At 41.0% G+C, this 23232-nt stretch carries 18 protein-coding genes; 17 read left to right on the forward strand and 1 reads right to left on the reverse strand.

From position 1 onward, the window contains the following. Positions 1 to 21: 21 nt before the first annotated feature. From T501_RS10800 to T501_RS10810, 3 genes are all read left to right on the forward strand, one after another. A complete protein-coding gene (locus T501_RS10800; RefSeq protein WP_044914765.1) occupies positions 22 to 1173 on the forward strand; it encodes a PP-loop family protein in 1152 nt (383 codons plus the stop codon). A 52-nt stretch (positions 1174 to 1225) separates the two neighbouring features. Then, on the forward strand, positions 1226 to 2584 hold the full coding sequence (locus tag T501_RS10805) for an MATE family efflux transporter (protein WP_044914767.1): 1359 nt from the start codon (positions 1226 to 1228) through the stop codon (positions 2582 to 2584). Positions 2585 to 2806: 222 nt separating this feature from the next. Then, positions 2807 to 3196, forward strand: coding sequence for a DUF4342 domain-containing protein (locus T501_RS10810; RefSeq protein ID WP_049945861.1), 390 nt, complete (start codon positions 2807 to 2809; stop codon positions 3194 to 3196). Between the two features lie 67 nt (positions 3197 to 3263). Here the strand turns inward: T501_RS10810 and T501_RS10815 are convergent, their stop codons facing one another. Then, on the reverse strand, positions 3264 to 4223 hold the full coding sequence (locus T501_RS10815) for a LacI family DNA-binding transcriptional regulator (RefSeq protein ID WP_044914768.1): 960 nt from the start codon (positions 4221 to 4223) through the stop codon (positions 3264 to 3266). Between the two features lie 310 nt (positions 4224 to 4533). On the opposite strand from T501_RS10815, the gene T501_RS10820 reads away from it, so the two are divergent. From T501_RS10820 to T501_RS10885, 14 genes are all read left to right on the forward strand, one after another. Further along, positions 4534 to 5916, forward strand: a complete 1383-nt coding sequence (locus T501_RS10820) for an ABC transporter substrate-binding protein (protein WP_044914769.1) — start codon at positions 4534 to 4536, stop codon at positions 5914 to 5916. Beyond that, a complete protein-coding gene (locus tag T501_RS10825) occupies positions 5906 to 8230 on the forward strand; it encodes a glycoside hydrolase family 65 protein (protein ID WP_044914770.1) in 2325 nt (774 codons plus the stop codon). Before T501_RS10820 ends, T501_RS10825 begins: the two co-directional genes overlap by 11 nt. Then, positions 8212 to 8850, forward strand: a complete 639-nt coding sequence (pgmB, locus tag T501_RS10830; RefSeq protein WP_197027948.1) for a beta-phosphoglucomutase — start codon at positions 8212 to 8214, stop codon at positions 8848 to 8850. The genes T501_RS10825 and pgmB overlap by 19 nt, the downstream gene beginning before the upstream one ends. 194 nt (positions 8851 to 9044) lie before the next feature. Further along, complete coding sequence (locus tag T501_RS10835; RefSeq protein WP_026511633.1) at positions 9045 to 9230, forward strand: hypothetical protein; 186 nt, start codon at positions 9045 to 9047, stop codon at positions 9228 to 9230. Between the two features lie 359 nt (positions 9231 to 9589). After that, entirely contained in the window at positions 9590 to 9838 is a 249-nt protein-coding gene (locus tag T501_RS10840; protein ID WP_026511634.1) for a hypothetical protein, read from the forward strand. Positions 9839 to 10028: 190 nt separating this feature from the next. Next, on the forward strand, positions 10029 to 10634 hold the full coding sequence (locus T501_RS10845; RefSeq protein ID WP_044914771.1) for a 5' nucleotidase, NT5C type: 606 nt from the start codon (positions 10029 to 10031) through the stop codon (positions 10632 to 10634). A gap of 19 nt (positions 10635 to 10653) precedes the next feature. Beyond that, the gene (locus T501_RS10850) at positions 10654 to 11475 is read left to right on the forward strand and encodes an MBL fold metallo-hydrolase (protein WP_044914772.1); all 822 of its coding nucleotides are present in this window, start codon (positions 10654 to 10656) and stop codon (positions 11473 to 11475) included. Between the two features lie 24 nt (positions 11476 to 11499). Beyond that, complete coding sequence (locus T501_RS10855; RefSeq protein ID WP_044914773.1) at positions 11500 to 14055, forward strand: heavy metal translocating P-type ATPase; 2556 nt, start codon at positions 11500 to 11502, stop codon at positions 14053 to 14055. Positions 14056 to 14239: 184 nt separating this feature from the next. Continuing rightward, on the forward strand, positions 14240 to 15007 hold the full coding sequence (locus tag T501_RS10860) for a ZIP family metal transporter (protein ID WP_044914774.1): 768 nt from the start codon (positions 14240 to 14242) through the stop codon (positions 15005 to 15007). Positions 15008 to 15106: 99 nt separating this feature from the next. Further along, positions 15107 to 16264: an exonuclease SbcCD subunit D gene (locus tag T501_RS10865; RefSeq protein ID WP_044914775.1), complete on the forward strand. Its 1158-nt coding sequence runs from the start codon at positions 15107 to 15109 to the stop codon at positions 16262 to 16264. Beyond that, on the forward strand, positions 16251 to 19436 hold the full coding sequence (locus T501_RS20235) for an SbcC/MukB-like Walker B domain-containing protein (RefSeq protein ID WP_050008257.1): 3186 nt from the start codon (positions 16251 to 16253) through the stop codon (positions 19434 to 19436). Before T501_RS10865 ends, T501_RS20235 begins: the two co-directional genes overlap by 14 nt. A gap of 57 nt (positions 19437 to 19493) precedes the next feature. Beyond that, entirely contained in the window at positions 19494 to 20465 is a 972-nt protein-coding gene (locus tag T501_RS10875; RefSeq protein WP_044914777.1) for an AEC family transporter, read from the forward strand. 297 nt (positions 20466 to 20762) lie between these two features. Further along, positions 20763 to 21890 (forward strand): metallophosphoesterase, encoded by a 1128-nt coding sequence (locus tag T501_RS10880; RefSeq protein ID WP_442856367.1) that lies wholly within the window; start codon positions 20763 to 20765, stop codon positions 21888 to 21890. 261 nt (positions 21891 to 22151) lie between these two features. Next, positions 22152 to 23159, forward strand: a complete 1008-nt coding sequence (locus tag T501_RS10885) for a tyrosine-type recombinase/integrase (RefSeq protein WP_044914780.1) — start codon at positions 22152 to 22154, stop codon at positions 23157 to 23159. The last annotated feature ends 73 nt before the right edge of the window (positions 23160 to 23232 follow it).

Here is a 23232-nt window from a genome sequence, read left to right on the forward strand (position 1 = left end):
TAGTATTTAAAGGAAATTAAAATGAAGGAAATATCATTAAAAGAACTTGAGAAGCTTAACAGAGATTCCTATGAGCTTATAGATATAAGAGAGGAATCAGTCAGAGATTACGGGATCATCCCCGGAGCAGTAGCGATTTCTCTCGATGATTCATTAGAGGAAGCAGCTAAGCAGATATCTGAGATCCCTATGGAAAAGACTTTGGTTTTTTACTGTGATTTTGGAAGAAAGACCCGTTATATTGATGACGAAGAATTAGACTTTTTAAAAGGAAGAACTTCATTCAGCCTTGAGGGCGGATATACAGGCTATGTGTGTGCCAAGGCTGCGGATTCTTCTGATATGGAAGAAAGACGCCATAAGGCGGAGCTGAGTATACGGAAGAAGTATCATAAGCAGCTTTTCTCTCCTTTTGCAAAGGCATGTAAAACATACCACCTCATAGAGGAAGGAGACCATATTGCGGTTTGTATTTCGGGAGGAAAAGATTCAATGCTTATGGCGAAGCTTTTCCAGGAGATTCAAAAGCACAGACAGGTTAAGTTCGATCTGACATTCCTTGTAATGGATCCCGGATATAATAAGGAAAACAGAGCGCTTATCGAGAGTAATGCCAAGACACTGGGAATCCCGATAACAATATTTGAGAGCGATATCTTTGACGCAGTTGATACTGTTGAGAAAAATCCCTGTTATCTCTGCGCAAGAATGAGAAGAGGCTTTTTATACAGCAAGGCGAAGGAGCTTGGTTGTAACAAAATAGCCCTGGGACATCATTACGACGACGTTATTGAGACGATCCTTATGGGCATGCTTTACGGAGCACAGATCCAGACAATGATGCCCAAGCTTCACAGCACTAATTTCGAGGGAATGGAGCTTATAAGACCTCTTTATCTTGTAAGAGAGTGTGATATATGTGCATGGCGTGACTATAATGATCTTCACTTTTTGCAGTGTGCATGTCACTTCACCGAGACCTGCTCTACCTGCCATGAGGACGGAACAACAGCTTCAAAACGTCTAGAGACAAAGAAGCTGATCGCCAGGTTAAAAGAGGAAAATCCATTTGTTGAAGCTAACATTTTCAGAAGTGTTGAAAATGTAAATATAGATACTGTTATCGGCTATAAGAAAAAGGGTGTAAGGCATAACTTCCTGGATGAATATTGATACCCCCCGGGGGGCTTAAATAGTTTATAGGTAAGTCCTGCTTGTAAGGAATATGAGAAGTAAAAGTATAACAACCGGCTCTATTTGGAAGAATATGCTGACTTTCTTTTTTGCACTTCTTCTGGGAGCCTTTTTTCAACAATTGTATAACACAATAGATGCCATCATAGTGGGAAGAACTGTCGGAAGTGATGCACTAGGTGCAGTTGGCGGTTCTGCAGCAATGGTGGTCAATCTGTTTTTAGGGTTCTTTCTTGGATTGTCCTCCGGTGCGACTGTGGTTATTTCGCAGTTCTTCGGAGCAGAAAAACGTATAGAGATAGAAAAAGCAGTTCATACCGCCATAGCGTTTTCAATTGCAGCAGGAGCGGCCATTACCATCATCGGAGTGCTTATAACTCCATGGATAATAAGTGCGATGAACACACCTCTGGAGCAGTCCGAAGCAGCCACAATGTACCTCAGGATTTTCTTTTTGGGAATGATTCCGAATCTGATATATAACATGGGTGCAGGAATATTAAGGGCGGTCGGTGATTCAAGAAGACCACTTTACGTACTTATTATCAGTTGCCTCGTTAATATATTTTTGGATGTTCTGTTTGTAATCGTTCTTGGACTTGGCAGAATGGGAGATGTCTACGGAGTATCCGGTGTTGCCATTGCTACAATCCTGAGCCAGCTTGTAAGTGCCATAGCTGTTGTATTTATTCTTGTTAAAACTGACAGCAGCTATAAGCTCGATATCAGGAAAATCAGAATAGATTCCGAGATGTTTTCAAGAATATTGAGGATTGGAATACCTGCCGGTTTTCAGACAACCACCTATACACTTTCAAATACTCTGATCCAGTCATCAATCAACAGTCTCGGCAAGGATGTGGCTTCTGCCTGGGCTGCTTACGGGAAAATAGATGTGCTTTTCTGGATGACCATAGGTGCCCTTGGAACCGTTGCGACAACCTTTGCCGGACAGAACTATGGCGCAGGAAAATATGACAGAGTCCGCAGCAGTGTGAGACAGGCGCTGATAATTTCAACAATTATTACTATACCCCTGAGCACACTGATATGCCTGTTCGGAGATACATTATTCAGAATTTTCGTGGTAGAGCAGAAGGTAATAGATATAGGAGTTCAGATGATTCTGTATCTGGCACCATTTTATATAACATACATCTGCGTTGAGATTCTGGCGGGAGCACTTCGTGGAATGGGAGATGCCCTGATTCCCATGCTCATTACCCTGTGCGGAATCTGCGTGCTCCGTGTAATATGGGTTTTGGCTGTATTTCCGTTACACAGAAGTATTGAAACAATTGAGATGAGCTATAGAGTGACCTGGTGCACCACATCTGTCCTGTTTATTGTGTATTATTTTGTGTATACAAAAAAGAAGAGGATAAGATAAGCCATATATTTTATATTATTTAATTTCTCAAGAAATTCGTAATCCTATGATATTCCATCTATAAAAATGCGGAATAGGAAAAATAAGTATCTGAAATTTGCTGTATAATGAATTTATCTGAAGACTTTTATGTATTATTATCGTTATATAAACAGAAGGATTTCACTGTTTAAATAACTACGCAAGGTAAGTTTTGTTGCGGAAACGCAGAAAGGAGCAGCAATGAATATAACACTCGAAGCTATTGAAAAGGTAATGGAGCTCACAGGAGTTGAGTACAAAACAGCCAAGGAAGCACTTGAGAAAACAGAAGGAAACGTTGATGAAGCTGTTAAACTCATTCAGCCTCAGACAAAGGATATTGGCGAAGATGTAAAGAACCTCATTGATAAGCTTAAGAAAATCGTTGAGGAAGGTAACGTTGACAGAATTCAGATTAAGAAGGATAACGAAATCGTTCTTAGCGTACCTGTAAATGTAGGAATCATCGGAGGAATCCTTGGTCTTGCAGCAGCACCCTGGGCGCTTATCGCAGGTTCTGTAGCAGCTTTCGGACTTGGATGCAAGCTGATCGTTGTTAAAAAGGATGGCTCAACCGACGAGGTTAAATAAAACTGAATAATGAACTTGCAAGCCGGAGCAGTGATGCTCCGGTTTTTCATATTTGGAGATTCTTATTTTATCTTTTACTGTCGGTGCTGGATCTCCATTTTACTCTGGCGCCGATATGGGATGTTTCATAATCACCTATTCCATCTATTATGTTAATAAGAGCCTGGCCGGCAAGGAAACCGCGCTCATAGTCAGGGACATTCACAGTTGTAAGACCAAGATATCTGGAGATTATGATGTCATCAAAACCGCAGACCGCGATATCATCGGGAATTCTTATGCCATTATCCTGAAATTTTCTTATGGCGCCGATTGCCATCATATCATTGGCGCAGACAAGAACCTGGGGCATACGCTCCTGAAGCATTATAAGTCTTGCAGCCTGGGCACCGCCCTGTTCATGCCAGTCTCCTTCATATAAATCATTTCTGCTAAAGGGAATGTCATTTTCCTTTAGTACATCTCTGAAAGCTCTGTAGCGTTCCTTGGAGTCTGTGGTATCATGTCCCTTCAAAAATGCGAACTTCTCGTAACCCTTTTCAACAAGTCTCTCCATGAGCTGACGCTCACCTTCGTAGTTGCTGACGAGAATGCTTTTTATCATCTGATGACTGAGCTCTCTGTCAAGGGTGATCACAGGTATATGCTTGTTTGCAATGCTTATGATAGTGGAGTCATCTGTGTGTGAATCAATTACGATCACACCACAGATACTGTCATTATTTGCATAATGTATCAAGTCATTGGCAGTACACACAAGTAAATGGTAATCTCTCTTACTGGCATAGTCGTTGATGCCGTGGAGAATATCAAGGTAGAAGAGTGTGTCAAAATCACTGAAGTTTACAATTATGGTCTTACGCCTTTGTTCTGCATTTTGGGTTTTATGCTCATAAGAAAGCTCTTCTGCGATCTTCAGTACTTTTTCTCTTGTCCTTTGTCCCACGTTTTTTCTGTTGTTCAAGACATTTGATACGGTCGACATTGAAACTCCGGCTTTTTTTGCTATATCTGCTATTCCTACCATAATTCACCTCATGCAATTAGTCCTGCTGTCTTTAAATACTCCGACTTTTACCTTATAAAAACTGACTTTATACTGATATTTTAAATAATTTATGTAAAAAATGGATCCATTTTAATAAAATTTTTATCATTTTAGTAAATTAGTGATAATGCCTCATCAAAATCCACATAAGAGGATGTATGTTTTGTGGATTGTTGACAAAATTTAATTGCATTATTGCACTATTTTTGGTAAAGCATCTACCATGTGCGTATAAAGAAGGTTATGCGGAAACGCACTTTATTAGAGCAAAAAACGGAGGATAAATTCAATGAAAAAGAGAGTAATCAAAAGTTTACTTGTTACGGTAACTTCACTTTCAATGATACTTGCAGGATGTGGTGGCGGAGCTGCCAATAATTCGGCAGGAAGCTCTGAAAGTACAGCTTCTTCTGAGACAACAGAAAGTGCTGAGGCTACAGAAAGTGCTGAGGCTACAGAGAGTAAGTCATCAGGAAGCGGTGACACCATAAGACTTGTTAATAACAAGGCCGAGATACAGGAAGGTCTTCAGAAGCTGGTTGCAAAATATCAGGAAGAGACAGGTGTTACGGTTGAGATAGATACAATCGGTGGTGGTCAGGATACACAGGCCGTTTTGAAGAATTATTACCAGGCAGATAACATGCCTGACATCTTCGTATTCGAAGGTGATACACATTATGACACATGGCAGGATGTTCTTGTAGATCTCACAGGAGAGAAGTGGACAGAGGATACAGAAGCTGAGTATGTACATGATGGCAAGGTTTACGGATTCCCTACAACCACAGAGGCTATTGGACTTACCTACAACGCATCAATTCTTGAGGCTGCAGGCGTTGATCCCAAATCAATCACAGGACCTGACAGCATGAGAGCTGCTTTTGAAGCTATTGATGCTAAGAAGGATGAGCTTGGTCTTACAGCTGTTGTCGGATATTACACAGAGGCATCTAACCTTTGGTGGACAGCAGGTCAGCACCTCCTTGGAACATACCTTGATTCAGGTCTTTCAAGAGATGATACAACTTATCTCGATATGATAAATGATGGAGGAAAACTTGATCCTGATCGTATTGCAGCATTTGCAAATATGGTTGCACTTTTCAATGAGTACACAGATCCTTCAGGTGTATCAGGAACATATGATGAGCAGGTTGCAGGCTTTGCACAGGGCAAATATGCATTTGTAACACAGGGTTCATGGATTGGTGCATCTCTTACAGGACAGTATGCAGATTTTTATAAAGAAGCAGGAAGCTTTGAAGTAGGCATGATTCCCTACGCATTCATCGAGGGACAGGATACTATCCAGACAAATTCACCTAACTGGTGGGGACTTTACAACGGCGGAAATGTAGATGCAGCTAAGGCATTCATCCAGTGGTGTTCTGAAAATGATGGTGGCCAGGAGATTCTTGCCAAGGATTGCGGATGTATTTCACCTTATAAATCATCAACACATATGGCTGATGACCCGTTTGCAGATACAATCAAGAATTACTCAGCTGACGGAAAGACAAGTGCATGGCACTGGCAGGGCTGGAAGGCAGGACTTGCTCAGAATGTTACCTGTGTAATCTTCCAGGATTTTGCAAAGGGATCTATCAAGACACCCGAAGAATTTGTTTCAACATTGCAGAAGGCAATAGAGGGATATTATGCGCAGTAATCGTATCATTACAAAAAAACAGAGCTTTGACAAAGCAGAGTTAAGGCTTAATGAAACACTTTTTTGCAATGCCAACGGATATATTGGGGTTAGGGGCACACTTGAGGAGGGTGTGCCCGATTTTATCTCAACAATGCGTGGAATGTACCTTGGCGGAGTATATGAAATCATTCCCATGAAGCAGGCAGAGAGTCTGTGCAATCTCATTGAAAAGAAGCAGACTATGCTGAACGTGGCAGATACCCAGACAATATATCTTTGCGTAAACGGTGAGAAGTTTGATATTCAGAGTACTCAGGCGGATTGCGACAGAATCCTGAATATGGATGAGGGCTACACATTAAGGACACTGGCATGGAAGGATAAAGATTCCAATAGATATGAGGCGTCCATAAAAAGAGTTGCTCATTTTGAGCATCCTAATCTTTTCACTATAGAGTACAGAGTCAGATCTCTCGACCGTGATGCAGAGATATTGTTTGATTCAAGGCATATTGCAGATGTCAAAAACTATTCAGATCCTGATGATCCAAGGCTGGCAGATGAGAGCGAAGCTTATCTTGAGGCTGTGATGAGCGAGATGACGGAAAACAGTTCTATTATGCTTGCAAAAACCAAGGTCAGTGGTATCTCAATAGCTTCTGCAGTTGGACACAAGCTTTTCACAGCAGATGAAAAAGGCAATCTGAAGGAAATTGAAATAAATGGTGATCAGATAGACCGTATCAAAAACGGCGAGATCCGTGGAACCTTCAGAGTTCATATTGAAAAGGGCCAGGAGGCAGTTTATGTAAAATACACTGTATTTGCTGACTCTATCAGGGAAAGTGACCCCAAGAATAAAAGCCGTGAAATTCTGTGCGAAGTTATGGGAAAAGAGCTTTCAGAACTTTATAAGGTGCAGAAGGATGTGCTCACAGCTTTCTGGCAAAGAGCTGATATGGAGATCCAGGGGGATGATGAGCTTGATCTTGCCATGTGCTTTAACATGTATCAGCTTTTCCAGTCATCACCCAGAATGGATAAGGTCAGCATAGCTGCCAAGGGGCTTTCCGGCGAAGGCTATGAGGGTCACTACTTCTGGGATACGGAGATGTATGCTCTTCCGTTTTTCATTCTGACAGATACAGAGCTTGCAAGGAGAATTCTTGCCTTTAGATATGAGACCCTGGATAAAGCAAGAGAAAATGCGGGACTTCTGGGACATAAAAAGGGTGCCCTTTATCCTTGGAGAACCATAACAGGTGAGGAGTGCTCCGGATATTTTCCCAGTGGAACAGCTGCATATCATATAAACGGAGCGATTTCCAATGCAGTTATATCCTACTACCTGGCAACAGGAGATACTGACTATCTCTTGTCAGAAGGTGAGGAGATTCTTCTTGAGATTGCAAGATTATGGCTTGATACCGGTAACTACGACAGAGATGGAAAATTTGTAATAAATGAAGTGACAGGTCCCGACGAGTACACCTGTATGACAGATAACAATTTCTATACCAATTGCTGTGCTGCGCATGGGATGAAATGGGCTGTAAAGATTTTCAGGGAGCTTGGAAACAGAGACGAGATGAAAGCACTTTCTGAAAAGCTGGGTATAGATGACGATGAGATAGAAAAGATTAGTGAAGCTGCAGAAAAAATGTATCTTCCTTATGATGAGAAATTCGGAATATCTCCACAGGATGACTCTTTTTTGCAAAAGCCTGTATGGGATCTGGAAAATACACCAAAAGAAGAGTTTCCGCTTCTTTTGCATTATCATCCGCTTCATCTTTACAGGTACCAGGTTTGTAAGCAGGCAGATACGGTACTTGCGCACTTTTTATACCCTGACAGCGCAGATAAAGAGACCATGGAGAAGAGCTTCAGGTATTACGAGAAGATAACGACACATGATTCTTCATTGTCCACATGCGTTTTCTCGATGCAGGCTTCAAGATTGGGACTTTATGATGAGGCTGAAAAGTATTTCGGCGATTCGGCAAAGCTCGATCTTTACAACAGACATGGAAATTCCGGAGACGGAGTTCATACAGCAAACATGGGCGGCGCGTATATGGCCATCGTTTATGGCTTTGCCGGAATAAGGATCAATGAGGATGGTCTTAGCGTGGATCCGTTCCTGCCAAAGAGCTTTAAGGGTTACAGCTTTAACTTCTGCTATAGAGGAAGGAGTCTGAGAGTTGAGGTTAAGAGTGGTGAAGCAAGTCTAAAGCTCCTGGATGGCGAAAAAATTGATTTTTGTCATAATGGCGATAAATATAGTTTGAATTCAGTAGGAGCTGTAAGCACATGGAAATTAAAGCAGTAATTTTTGATTTGGATGGTGTTCTTGTTTTTACTGATAAATATCACTTTCTTGCCTGGAAGCAGATTGCAAATGAGCTGGGAATTGATTTTACGGAAAAAGACAATGACAGATTAAGGGGCGTAAGCAGAGCAGACAGCCTGGAGATCATACTGGAAAAATATCAGGGCGAGGAGCTTTCCAAAGATGATAAGGAAGCACTCCTTAAGAAAAAGAATGACATCTATGTGGAGCAGTTAATGCAGATGAGTCCTGCTGATGTGACAAGTGATGTCAGAGATACCCTGAAGGCGCTCCGTGACAGAGGTATAAAAGTAGCGGTTGGATCATCAAGTAAGAACACTGCATACATATTGGAGAGAACGGATCTTACAAGCTGTTTTGATGCGGTGGCTGATGGAACACATATCACACGCTCAAAGCCTGACCCGGAGGTGTTCTTAAAGGCAGCAGAGTTTGTTTCTGAGGATCCTGCATATTGTCTTGTTGTTGAAGATGCCGATGCGGGAATAGATGCAGCAATAGCTGCAGGCATGCACAGCGCAGCAATCGGAGCTGCTACAAGGAGTAACAGGGCAGAAATTAATATCGACTCTGTTAAAGATATCCTTAACATACTGTAGAGAGAAATTATAAATTTTTTCCATATTGTTTATATAATTTTTAGATATATGTAGTATACTCGTTTTCAATAGGTACAAAATCTTGTGGCTATGGGGGCTGGCTATTGTTGTTGCACGTCATTTGTGCGCTTACAGTATCCGTATCTGATAGTTGGAAATCAGATAAATGGGCACTTATGGAGGAGGATTTTACTATGAGTGATAACACATATATTACTAAAGATTATATTGGGAAAGATACTCCTAAGATTATAGATGCAGTTCGTTTTAACAACCGTTATATTGACAGTGACACATTTAAAGAGAAAGCAGCCGGCATAATATCAGGTCTTATGATATTAGCAGGTATAGTTGCTTTCTCTTTTTTGATCCTTACTTAATAGGCTTTAAAAAGCACATTTTTTCTGTATTATTGTCTGATGTCTGTGAGGCTTATAGTGAGCGGCAGATTTATCTGACGCTTATTATAGAAGGATTTGGAAAATTAAAATATGTATCCGGATTAATGATTGATAACAATTTAATTGCAATTACATTTGGATGTGTTATAATTGATACTTAATAAAAACAGAGCGAAGGCGTTTTAGAAATTCGCTGAAAATATGAATGAGCCTGACAGATGTGACTTTATATATGAAGAAGTGTCTTAAAAATCATATTGCAAAAGACTCCTAAAAAGATGTAAAATAGCGAATGCTCGCCAAAATGAAGGCGAAAATGTGAGTTTTAGGAGGGAATTGTGACAAAGGACGAATTTTATAAGATTCTTCTTGAAGAAGGCTTTACATGTGAGAAGGATGGACAATATCCGTCAGTAGTATGTGAAGCAAGTGAGGTGAGAAAGACTGCAAAAAAGATCAGGGAAATTGCTAAAGAGAAGGGTTATTCATCTTCTTTTGCAATCAGACGTTTTCATGAAGGAATGGAGCTGGTTTCACTTGCAGAACCAATACCCATGGCACGGATTGAACAGGACGCAACTGCCTGATAAGTAGATTAAATGATATAAAGAGTCCTGAATTTATGAGTGAATTCAGAAGTCAATGATAATTAGAAACGCCGGAATTCTCTGTAATATGAAACAGAAGACTCCGGTGTTTCTTTACGTTATAATAATAAAAAAACCACTTTAAAGTGATTAGATTTAATTATGGAAGGAATTTTACGAGGAATTTAGAATGAAGTTTTATGTAGATTTTGATGACTGTCTGTGCGAGACAGCTAAGGCATTTACTGTGATTGCAGATAATCTTTTTGGAAAAACTGTTCCATATGAGAGCATGTCTTCTTTTAATCTTCAGGAGTCATTTCACTTAAAGGATGATGAATATGAAGAGATGATGATTGAAGGACACAAACCGGAAATGCTTATATCATTTGAGGAGACTCCCGGGGCTTCAAAAACGCTCAATGATTTTATCGACGCAGGGCATGATGTAAAGATTATTACAGGCCGTCCGTCAGTTGCCTATGAGGCATCACGCATATGGCTTGATCAGCACGGATTAGACAGAGCAGAGCTTTTCTGCCTTAACAAGTACGGAAGAGATTCTTTCATAAAAAATGGAGAATTCAATCTGGAGCTTGAGGACTACTATAAGATGAAGTTTGATTTTGCCATAGAAGATTCACCCATGGCATTCAAATTTTTTAATCACATGCCGGAGCTGAAGGTTATGGTTTTTGACAGACCCTGGAATAAACAGGCAAGCTTCCCCGGAAGCAATTATCACCGCTGTATGGACTGGGAAATGATCAGAGAGAAGGTAAGATCGCTTAATTAAAGTTGGGGGGATGAAGTGAATGAGAATAGTGAATCTTATTGAAAACACTGAGGGAAAAGAAGGATGTATATATGCTCATGGTCTCTCTTTTTATATAGAGACTGAAAAACATAAGATCATTATGGATTTTGGACCTTCAGAGGACACAATGGCTAATGCAGAAAAGCTGCGGATTGATCTTTCAAAGGTTGATGTCGCTGTTTTAAGCCATGGCCACTATGATCATTCAGGAGGAATAATTCCTTTTTCAAAAATAAATAACACTGCAGCGATTTATATGCAGCGCAGAACAACAGATGATTACTACTCATTACATGGTGAGGAGTACAGATATATCGGTATTGATAAGGATATAGAGAATCTTTCTCAGGTAAAATTTGTAGAAGGTGATTATACTATTGATGATGAACTTTCGCTCTTTGTTATAGAAAAAAGAGTTATGGCTGTACCTTTTACAAACAAGAGGCTTAAGGTAAAGCGCGGCAGCGAATATGTTCAGGATGATTTTTGTCATGAGCAGGCGCTGGTGATAAAGGCTGATGGAAAAACGGTTTTGCTGTCAGGCTGCGCCCACAATGGAATCGTGAATATCCTTCAGGAGTTTAAGAGAAAATATGGGACCTGGCCTGATGCGGCTATTAGCGGTTTTCATCTTGTAAAGAAAAAGGACTACACAGACGAAGAAATGAAGGAAATTGTGGACACGGCAAAGGAACTGAAGAATTACAAAACAGTTTTTTATACCTGCCACTGTACCGGAGAGACTGCCTTTGATGTAATGAAGGAAGTCATGGGTGACATGCTTATATATGTACATACCGGTGATGAAATTGATTTTTAGGAAAAAATTATTAGAGGAGAATTGATGGAACAATATAATGTAACAGGAATGAGCTGCGCTGCCTGCCAGGCGCGTGTCGAGAAGGCAGTAAGCGCAGTTGAAGGAGTAGAGAGTTGTGCGGTGAGCCTTCTTACAAATTCCATGGGAGTAGAAGGAAACGCATCACCCCAAAAGATAATTGAGGCTGTTGAGGCAGCTGGTTACGGAGCGAGCCTTAAGGCTGCAAAAGGAGCAAAGGCGCAGGCAAACACATATGAGGATTCTCTTAGGGACACAGAGACTCCTGTTTTGAAAAAAAGGCTTATAGCTTCCGTGATTTTCCTGATTCCTCTTATGTATGTCTCTATGGGACATATGCTTTGGGACTGGCCACTTCCGCCATTTCTTGATGGCAACCATGTGGCAATGGGATTATATGAACTTCTGATTTCTGCAATTATTATGGTTATTAACCAGAAATTTTTTATCAGTGGTTTTAAAGGACTTATTCACAGATCGCCAAATATGGACACATTGGTTGCGCTTGGTGCATCTGCATCATTTTTATATAGCGTATATGCGCTGTTTGCCATGACGGGAGCGGTAGTGGCAGGAAATACAGACCAGGTAATGTATTACATGGATCAGTTCTACTTTGAGTCTGCCGCAACGATTCTCACACTTATAACCGTCGGCAAGACGCTGGAAGCGAAGTCCAAGGGAAAAACCACCGATGCCTTAAAGTCACTTATGAAAATGGCGCCTAAAACAGCGGTTATACTTGATGGCGATACGGAAAGAACCGTCGGAATAGAAGAAGTAAAGGTCGGAGACAGATTTGTAGTAAGACCTGGCGACAGCATTCCGGTAGATGGAATTGTAAAAGAAGGTGAGAGTGCTGTTAACGAGGCGGCTCTTACAGGAGAGAGTGTTCCTGTGGAGAAGCAGGCAGGTGACAGAGTTTCAGCAGCGACCATAAACAGTTCGGGCTTCATGGTATGCGAAGCAACAAAAGTCGGAGAAGACACCACACTTGCGGGAATTATCCGCATGGTAAGTGATGCTGCAGCGACTAAGGCACCTATCGCAAAGATAGCTGATACGGTATCAGGAGTATTTGTTCCGATAGTTATAGGAATTGCTCTTGTCACCTTTGCCGTATGGCTACTTGTAGGTCAGACTCTTGGATATGCCATAGCGAGGGCTGTATCGGTTCTTGTTATAAGCTGTCCCTGTGCTCTTGGACTTGCAACTCCTGTGGCTATCATGGTCGGTAACGGCATAGGAGCTAAAAACGGAATACTATATAAGACCGCAGCTGTTCAGGAAATGGCAGGTAAAACCCAGATAGTGGCTCTTGATAAGACAGGAACCATCACCACAGGTATCATGCGTGTGACTGATGTGATTCCTGCGGATGGAATTAACAGAGAGGACCTTATTTCCACAGCATATTCACTCGAATCTAAGAGCGAACATCCTATATCTAAGGCTGTTGTGGAGTATGCAAGAGAGAATGGCGTTGGACTTAAGGACACCACTGATTTTGAAGTATTATCAGGAAACGGACTAAAAGCAAAAATTGATGGCAAGGCGTTTTTTGGTGGAAACGTAAGATTTATTTCCAAAGCTGTTCGTGCTGTAACGTCTTCAGAGAAGGCTTTGATGGATAAGCTTTCAAAGGAAGGAAAGACTCCTGTTATTTTTGCTGATGAAAATGGTATTATTGGTATGATAGCAGTATCTGATACTATAAAAGAGGATTCAGCCAGGGCGATATCTGAGCTAAAGGGCATGGGTATCCATGTGGTAATGCTTACAGGTGATAATGCTATAACGGCAGGTGCCATTGCTGCTCAGGCAGGCGTTGATGAAGTCGTATCCGGAGTCATGCCTGACGGAAAAGAGGCTGTTATCAGGAAGCTTATGGAGCATGGCAAGGTAGCCATGGTGGGCGATGGAATAAATGATGCACCCGCACTTACAAGGGCAGATATAGGTATTGCCATAGGAGCAGGAACTGACATTGCGATAGATGCCGCAGATATTGTTTTGATGAAAGGCAGTATCCTTGATGTAGCTGCAGCCATAAGGATTTCCAGAGCTACTATTCGCAACATTCATGAGAATCTGTTCTGGGCATTTTTCTATAATGTAATAGGAATCCCGCTGGCAGCAGGATGTTATGTGGCGGCCTTCGGATGGACGCTCAATCCTATGTTTGGTGCGGCTGCAATGGGACTTTCAAGCTTCTGCGTGGTGTCTAATGCTTTGAGATTAAATCTCATAAAGGTATATGACAATAAAAAGGATAAGAAACTTAAAAACGTGATAACCGGCAGTTTAATAGCTGTCGAAGAAATGAATATTACACCGGAAAAGGAGAATAACGAGATGAAGATTACAGTTAACGGAATGATGTGTGAGCACTGTGAGGCTCATGTAAAGAAGGCGCTTGAGGCAATAGATGGAATCGAGTCAGCAGTTGCTTCCCATGAGAAGAAGGAAGTTGTCATCACCAACTCAAAGGATATTGATGAAGCACTTATCAAGGCAGCAGTTGAAGATGCAGGATATGAATATGCAGGTATCATTTCTTAAGGAGGAACCATCATGACGAAGTCATGATTCGGAATGGTTCCGACTGATAGGGCAGGATTACGAAGTAATCGTGCCAATACACAACGAGGAGGAACCATCATGACGAAGTCATGATTCGGAATGGTTCCGACCGATAGGGCAGGATTACGAAGTAATCGTGCCAATACACAAAGGAGGAATTTATATGTGGCAGATTGTATTAATTCCATTTTTAGGAACTACGCTTGGGGCTGCAAGCGTATTCCTTTTTAAGAATTCGATTGGAGAAAAAATGCAGAGAGCACTCACCGGATTTGCGTCCGGTGTGATGGTCGCTGCATCTTTTTTTAGCTTGATTCTGCCTGCACTTGACCAGACAGAGAGCATGGGAAAACTTGGATTTATCCCGGTTGCCATAGGATTTGGCATAGGAATGATTTTCCTTCTCGTACTTGATATGGTTACTCCGCACATGCACCTTGATAAACAGGAAGAGGGACCAAGAAGCGGTCTTAAGAGAACGACAAAACTGGTGCTTGCGGTTACACTTCACAACCTTCCCGAAGGAATGGCTGTTGGAATTGTCTGTGCGGGATGGATTTATGGAAACAGTACCATCACTTATACAGGAGCACTGGCGCTGGCACTTGGTATCGCTATCCAGAACTTCCCTGAGGGAGCCATTGTTTCCGTGCCGCTTCTCGGAGAGGGCGTACCGAAAGGAAAAACATTTTTATATGGAATGCTCTCCGGAATAGTTGAACCTATCGGATCAATTCTTGTGATTGCGGCATCAGGTCTTTTGATTCCCACGATGCCTTATCTTCTGAGCTTTGCTGCAGGAGCTATGATATACGTTGTTGTGGAGGAACTTATCCCTGAGATGTCTGAGGGGCAGCATTCAAATATTGGAACCGTTGCCTTTGCACTGGGATTTATTCTTATGATGGCTCTTGATGTGGGACTTGGCTAAAGGGCCATGACGAAGTCATGATTCGGAATAGTTCCGACCGATATGTCAGGATTACGGAGTAATCCTGCCGGTACTTATGTTACGAGAGAGGTGAAAAGGGTGAAATTTGTACACTTGGGGGATCTTCATCTGGGGAAAACACTTGGAGATTTCGACTTAATAGATGACCAGAAGTATATTCTGGATCAGGTACTTGATACTATTAAAAAAGAAGAGGCGAATGCTGTTTTAATCGCAGGGGATGTCTATGACAGGGCTGTTCCCAGCGAGGCAGCAACAAATCTTCTGGATTATTTTTTAAGCAGTCTGTCAAGGATGAAGGTTTCTACTTATATGATAAGCGGGAATCACGATTCCGATGATAGACTGAATTATGGAAGCAGTCTGTTTTCATCAAACAAAATCTATATCTCGGCAAAGTTTGATGGATCACTTCATAAAGAAACCATCGTTGAAGATGGGAAAAACATAAACATTTATCTTTTGCCTTTTGTGAAAGCTTCACAGGTCAGGCATTTTTATCCCGATACGGAAATTGAAAACTATAATGATGCGGTAAAAACCATTATAGAGAATGCGGACATTAATGATGCAGAGTGCAATATACTCATAGCCCATCAGTTTGTTGCTGGTAAAGGAGAGGACCCTGCTCTTTCAGGCTCAGAATCTGCAGGAACCCAGAGCGTAGGGCTTGTGGAGAAAATAGGAGTGGACGTTTTTGATAAATTTGATTACGTGGCACTTGGCCATATCCATTCACCCCAGAGACTGGTAAGAGATGAAGTCAGATACTCGGGATCACCTCTTAAATATTCCTTAAGTGAAGCGAACAATAATAAATCCATGCCTCTTGTAACTGTTGATGGAAGTAAGAATGTAAATATCGAGCTTGTGTCGTTAAAGCCCATGCGGGATATGAGGCATATAAGGGGCGAGATGGCGGTACTTCTTGATAAAGATAATGTAAGTGATACGAATGATTTCATATATGCAACGCTTACAGACGAGGACATAATAAGTGATGCAATGGGAATTATTCAGCAGGTGTACCCTAATACCGTAAAGATAGATTATGACAATTCCCACACAAAGCAGATAGAGCAGGTGGATATCTCAGCAATTGCCCAAAATAAATCTTTTTCAGAACTTATCAGCGATTTTTACAGTCTGATGTATGGCTGCGAGATTACCGATGAGGAGATGGAGGTCATGAAAATGGCTGCAGGAGAGGCAGGTGTTATGAATGAAACCGATTAAACTTGTAATAAGTGCCTTTGGCCCATATGCGGGGAAGATGCCTGAGATTGATTTCAGAGTATTTGAAGAAAAGGGACTTTTTCTGATATCCGGAGATACGGGAGCCGGGAAAACAACAATTTTTGATGCCATATGCTTTGCGTTATACGGGACCACAAGTGGAACCTATAGGGATACCAAAAATCTCCGAAGCGAGTATGCAAAGGATAATGAAGAAAGCTTTGTTGATTTTTATTTTTCTCATCAGGGGAAGGAATATCATGTGCGAAGACAACCTTCCTACGAAAGGAAAAAGCAGCGCGGAAGCGGAGTCATAACAGAGAAGGAAAAAGCTTCTTTTTATGCAGAGGGAGAGGCACCGATAGAAGGTGTCACTCCTGTTAATAATGCAGTTAAGGAGCTTTTACATATAGATGAAAAGCAGTTCAAGCAGATTGCAATGATAGCCCAGGGAGAGTTCTGGGATCTGTTAAATGCAAGGACCGAGCAGAGAACAGAGATACTGCGAACGATTTTTATGACAGGCGGTTACAAGAATATCGAGTACAAATTGAAGGATCGCATGGACCGTGCCTTGGGAATAAAAAAAGACACTGAAAAAAGTATAACCCAGTACTTTGGGGATGTGACCTGCAGTGAAGAGAGTGAGATTTTTGAGGAGCTTGATTCACTTCAAAAGAGGGCCGAGGGGGCTTCAAGCGCATGGAATCTGCAGGAAATAGTGGACCTTATTGAGAGAGTTATCACTGAGGATAAGGAAAAGCTAAAGGAGGTAAAGGAGAGCTTCAAAACTGCAGATAAAGAGCTTGAGAAGAATAAAAAGGAACTTGCAATTGCCCAGACAAATAATCAGTTTCTGAACAGACTAAAAGGTCTTGAGGAAGAAAAAAAGACTCTTGATGAAAAAAAGGAGGAAATGCAGGGGGTTAAAGAGCATTTACAAAGGCAGCGTATTGCCACAAGAGAAGTGAATCCAGTTTATATGGCATGGAAAAGTAAGACGGATGAGCTGGAAAAAACTAAGGAGCAGATAGCAAAAGAAAATTCTGCTCTTATAGAAGCAAGGGAGAATGCGGCAAAAAGAAAAGCAGAGCATGAAGAGGCTGAGAAGAAAAGACCTGAGGCGGAAAGCCTTCAAAAGAGAATAGACAAGATTGAAGGGGAGGAAGAAAAGTATCAGCAAAGAGACCAGCTAAGGGAGAAGCTTAAAGCCGGTAAAGAAGCTGAAGCAGAGATTGCTAAAGAGGAAAAGCAGCTTGAAATTAAGGATAACGAACTTAAGGAGAGAATTCTTGAACTAAAGGAAATCGTATCAGGGCTTAAGGATAAGCCTGCTGAGCTTGTAAAGGTTAAGGGCGATGGCGATAAGCTTAGGATTCTGCAGGAATCTGTAAATGATATCCTTGAAGATCAGCTTCCTCAGAGAGAGAAGAAAAGTAAGAGTCTGGCTTTAAAGCAGGCAAGCTTTACCGAGGCGTTCAGGGAATATGAAGACGCAAGCAAGCGCCGCATGGAGGCTGAGAGAATTCTTGACAGCTGCAGAGCGGGCATTCTTGCTGCAGGGCTTAAGGATGGAGAAAAATGTCCAGTCTGCGGATCTGTTCACCACCCGGAGCCTGCAGCGCTTCCCGATGAGTCAGTGACTGAAGAGGAGTTTAAACTTTTACAAAACGAAGAGAACAGCCTGAGGGAAAAGAAAGAAAAAAAGAATACTGAGGCTGAGAAGGAAAAGACAGCTTTTTTACAATATGAGGATCAGCTGAGAATAGGTATACTCGACTGCCTTGAAAATGATCTTCTTGAAATGGGAAAAGATGGCGGATCGCTGGATGAGCTGATTGAAGAGCTTAAAAAGGCAGGGGCAATTCTTGATGAAAAGATCAAGGCTAATTCCGGACTGGAAAAGAGATTAAAGGATGAATGTGAGAGCCTTGAGAATGCGGAGAAGTCCCTTGATAAGGCTCAGGGAACGGAATCTGATAAGCTTACAAAGGATAAGGATGAGCTGTCTGAGAAAAAGCAGGAGACCGCAAAGCTTGTGACAGAAACAGAGGCTACCCTGAAGTCCCTTTCGGAGCTTGGTTTTGATAACTGGTTTTTGGCAGAAAAAGAATTAAAAGAGCTTACGGACTCAAAGGATAAAATATTAAGTGCAATCTCCGGCGCTGCAGAAGCAAGCACAGCAGCTGATAAAAAGGTTGCTATGCATCAGTCTGCTATAGCCACTTTAAACGCAAGCCTCGAAACTCAAAAGGCGGATAGTGATTCTTTGGATACTGCCTTAAATAAGGTCATGAAAGAGCATGATTTTGATATTTTTGACGAAATGCTGCTGCTTGTTACCACTGAAAAAGAAATAACTGAAAGTGAGAAAAAGCTCTCTGATTATAATCAGGCTGTCTTAACAAATGAGGCGCAGCTACTTCAGGCAAAGGCGGATGCTAAGGGGAAAACATGGATCGATATCAGCAGCCTCAGAGAGCTGTGTGAAACGCAGAGCGGTGAGGTTGAAGATATAAGAAAGCAAAGGAATACACTTGATAACAGAATAAGTATTAATCGCGAGAAGCTTAATAACATCACCTCAAGGCAGGAAGAACTTGAAAAGTCGCAGAAGGAATACTCTATCTGTTCAAGGCTTTATAATCTTGTAAAGGGAACCACCGGAAACGGGAAGATTACACTTGAGCAGTACATTCAGGCAGCAGGCTTTGACGGTATAATTGCCGCTGCCAATAGAAGACTGTTGCCTATGAGTGACGGACAGTATGAGCTGTACAGACAGGAGGATTCATTAGGTAAAAAGAGCAATAACTTCCTTGATCTTGAAGTGCTGGATAATTATACAGGCCACAGACGTCCTGTGGGAAACCTCTCAGGAGGAGAGAGCTTCAAGGCATCTCTTAGCCTTGCACTTGGACTCTCAGATACCGTATCCTCTAATCTCGGCGGAATACAGATGGATGCACTTTTTATAGATGAAGGATTCGGAACTCTTGATCGAAAGTCTATGGACAGCGCCATGGATATTCTGGTAAATCTGTCGGGCACAAATAAGCTTGTAGGTATCATAAGCCACCGAGAAGAATTGATGGAGAACATCTCACAGCAGATTAAGGTTACCAAGGGCAAGGATGGAAGCCATGTGACTATCGATTCAGGAATAGGATGAATATGGCTACATTGCCTGATCAGACACATAATTATGTTATTAAGGTGGGGAGTAATTTTGGAAAATCTTATTTTTAGTTTAAATGCGACAATGCCTATTTTTCTTCTGATGGTTTTAGGAAATGTGTTCAGAAGAATAAATATGATAAATGAGGATGCGTCATCTTTTATGAACAAGTTTGTGTTTAAGGTGGCACTTCCTGCACTACTGTTTTCAGATCTTGCAAAGCAGGATTTTGTAGGGACCTGGAATCCTAAATTTGTATTATTCTGTTTTGTTGCAACTATTTGCAGTATTACTTTAATATGGGTGCTTTCAAGGATTTTTGTAAAGACTCCATCGAGAAGAGGCGAGTTTCTGCAAGGCTCTTACAGAAGCAGCGCAGCTTTGCTGGGAATAGCATTTATCCATAGTATTTATGGAGAATCAAGTAGTGGAATGGCACCGCTTATGATTTTGGGAAGTGTTCCTCTTTATAATATTTTTGCAGTCATTATTCTTACGCTGACTGCGCCTGAGTATGAAAATAGTGGAGACAGTTCGAATAATAAAGGTATTCTGATAAAAAAGACTATTGTTGGGATACTTAAAAATCCTATAATCATCGGAATAGTTGCGGGGCTATTATGGTCAGTTTTCAAAATCCCAATACCAAAGGTGGTTGATACGGTTGTTGGTGATATAGGAGGACTGGCAACGCCTCTTGGTCTTATGTCAATGGGAGCTTCTTTTGATGGAAGAAAGGCAATGCAAAATGTGAAACCCGCACTTGTTGCGAGCTTTATAAAACTGTTTCTGCTGGTAATGATTTTCATGCCGATTGCAATAAAGCTTGGTTTTGCAGGGGAACAAATTGTGGCTATTCTTGTCATGCTCGGATCCGCCACAACTGTCAGCTGCTTTATCATGGCTAAAAATATGGGGCATGAAGGAACACTAAGCAGCAGCATAATAATGATGACTACGTTTGGTTGCTCCTTTTCTCTCACGTTTTGGCTTTTTATATTAAAAACCGTCGGAGTAATATGAATACGTGAAGTCTGACTAATAGTAAAAAGCAGAGGAGATGTTGGACAAAAGAACCTATAGATTCCAGTTTTTCCTTAGAAAAACGGGAATCGTATTGGACCAGGTCCTCGCAAAGCGAGGGGCGTGTCCTGCAAAGCTAAATAAACATTAGACAAATACTTATAAAAAGTGCATAAAAAAGCCAAAGATACTGTTGATGATTGCTTTAAAAATTGGTATATATAGTCATTGAAACCGTTGATATAAGATTTGAAAGAAATTAGAAATAGTATGTGGTTGATTTTCTTTGGTTTAGGTTTGCTACTTTTTATTGCCAGCGTGGTTTACATGACTTTGCAGGTATCAAGGTTTGGACCTGTAAATAAGATAGTCAAGCAAAATAAGCGGATAGGGTTGTTTATATCCTTTGTAATTATTGCAATAGTTTTTGTGGTAATTAGTCTTGCGATGTCGATTATCAATGCCATGGTGGTTTTTCTGAACATCGTGATGTTCTTTTTGTTGTTTGGTCTGGCAGGTAAAATTATTGATAAGGTCAGCGGCAAAAAAGCAAAGGGTAATTTTTTAGGAGCGTTGGCTCTCATTACATCGCTAATCTATCTTTGTGTTTCATTTTATCTGTGCAACAATGTGTGGGAAAAAGATTACACATTACACACAGACAAAGAGCTCGGGAACCTGAAAGTTGCCATGTTTGCAGATTCTCACATAGGTACAACCTTCGATGGAGATGGTTTTGCGGTAGAACTTGGCAAAATAGTGGAACAAAAGCCTGATATTTTATTCATCGTAGGTGATATGGTGGATGACAGCTCAAAGAGAGCAGATTTTGAGAGGGCTTGTGAAGCGCTGAGCGAAGTAGATATTAAGTACGGCGTGTGGTATGTGTTTGGTAATCATGACGAGGGATACGGTCAGAGCCGTGATTTTAACGGGCAGGATATTAGAGAGATTCTCACTAAGAACGGAATCAATATCCTTGAGGATGAAGTGAGCCTTGTGGATGACAGATTCTATGTAGTAGGAAGAAAGGACAGAAGTCATTCTCCAGCAAAGAGAATGGAGGAGCTTCTTTCAGGAATTGATACTGATAAGTACATAATAGTTCTTGATCATATACCAAATGACTACGACAATGAAGCCAAGTCTGCAGTGGACCTTGTTCTTTCAGGTCATACCCATGGAGGCCAGATGATTCCAATCACTTTCCTTGGTGAAGGGCTTGGAATAAACGACAGTACCTATGGACATAAAGCTATCAATGGTACAGATTTTATCGTAACTTCAGGCATTTCAGACTGGGAGATTGATTTTAAATCCGGTGTAAAATCTGAGTATGTGATAATTGATATTGATTGCAAATATAGAGATTATTCTTTATATTCAAACGCTCTTTTTATGTGCACATATATTTCAAGTGAATAAAGATATCGGAAGACTTGCGACTGTGTTTTTGTGAGGGCATGGTCAAGCTTTTTTGTTCATTGTAGGATTTACTGGTAGAGAGTCAGTATTCGCTAGAATGGTGATTTAGACTGATAATAATAGTACAATTTCAACCTGCTTTTTGAGTGTAGGCCAGTCACAAATCATATTTTTAGAAGAATGACTTTTAATTTTACGCTATTTCTTTTTTGCCCGTGTTATTATTAAGGTTTAAATTAATTTCCTTGATGGAGGGCATAAATGAATAGAAAAATTAAATCGCACAAAATTGTTGATAGGGCTATCAGTCAAAGATTCAATAGGAAGAATAAGGTGTTGCTTACCGGATTTCTGGAGTACCTGCGTTCAATTGACAGGAGTGATCTTACGATAAAAGCATATAAAAATGATATTGAAATTTTCTTTACCTGGAATTATGAGTCCAATAATAATAAATGCTTCACCAGACTGAAGAAGAAAGAGCTGGCTTCATTTCAGAATTATGCGCTTACTGAGTGGGGATGGAGTCCGAACAGGGTTGCAAGAGTGAAGAGTGCGTTAAGTTCACTGAGCAATTATATAGAAGGTATCCTTGATGATGAATATCCTAATTTCCATTCAGTTATAAATAAAATTCCGTCACCACCTATTCAGAATATTTTTGAGCAGACAAAAATATCTGAAGATGAGGTAGACGATACACTTAACAGACTTGTTACAGATAGAAAATATCAGGTTGCATGCATTTTTGCTTTGGCAGCTTTCTCAGGGAGCAGAAGGTCCGAATTAATTCAGTTTAAAACCGGGTGGTTCAGTGAAAATAATATTATTACCGGGACGGTTCTTTATGCTACACCTGAAAAAATCCGAACAAAAGGCAGGGGAACATTAGGAAAGCCCATGATCAAATATACGCTCTCAGATTTTAAGAAATATTATGATCTTTGGATGGATGAACGAGACAGGCAAGGGATAACCAGTGAATATCTTTTCGTGGATAAAAACGGGAAACAGGCAAAGAATTCACTTTTACAATCATTTGCAAGAACGATTTCCAGGTATATTGGTAAATCATTCTATTTTCACTGTCTAAGGCACCAGTTATGTACAAGGCTAAAAAGGAGAGGAGTGCCGGATGATGCTATTCGTACTTACTTTGGATGGGAATCAATTAAAATGGTTGAGATTTATAACGACTGTGAATCAGCCGAGATACTAATGGAATATTTCAGTGCATTAAACAAAGCCTCAATGAGTAATGATGTTTAATGGATTCAGCGTAGGCGCTATCCTGCTTAGATGTATTTCTTGAAATCAGATATAATTTCTCAACCGGAAATCT

The organism is Butyrivibrio sp. WCE2006 (assembly GCF_000701985.1).
Taxonomy (GTDB): domain Bacteria; phylum Bacillota; class Clostridia; order Lachnospirales; family Lachnospiraceae; genus Butyrivibrio.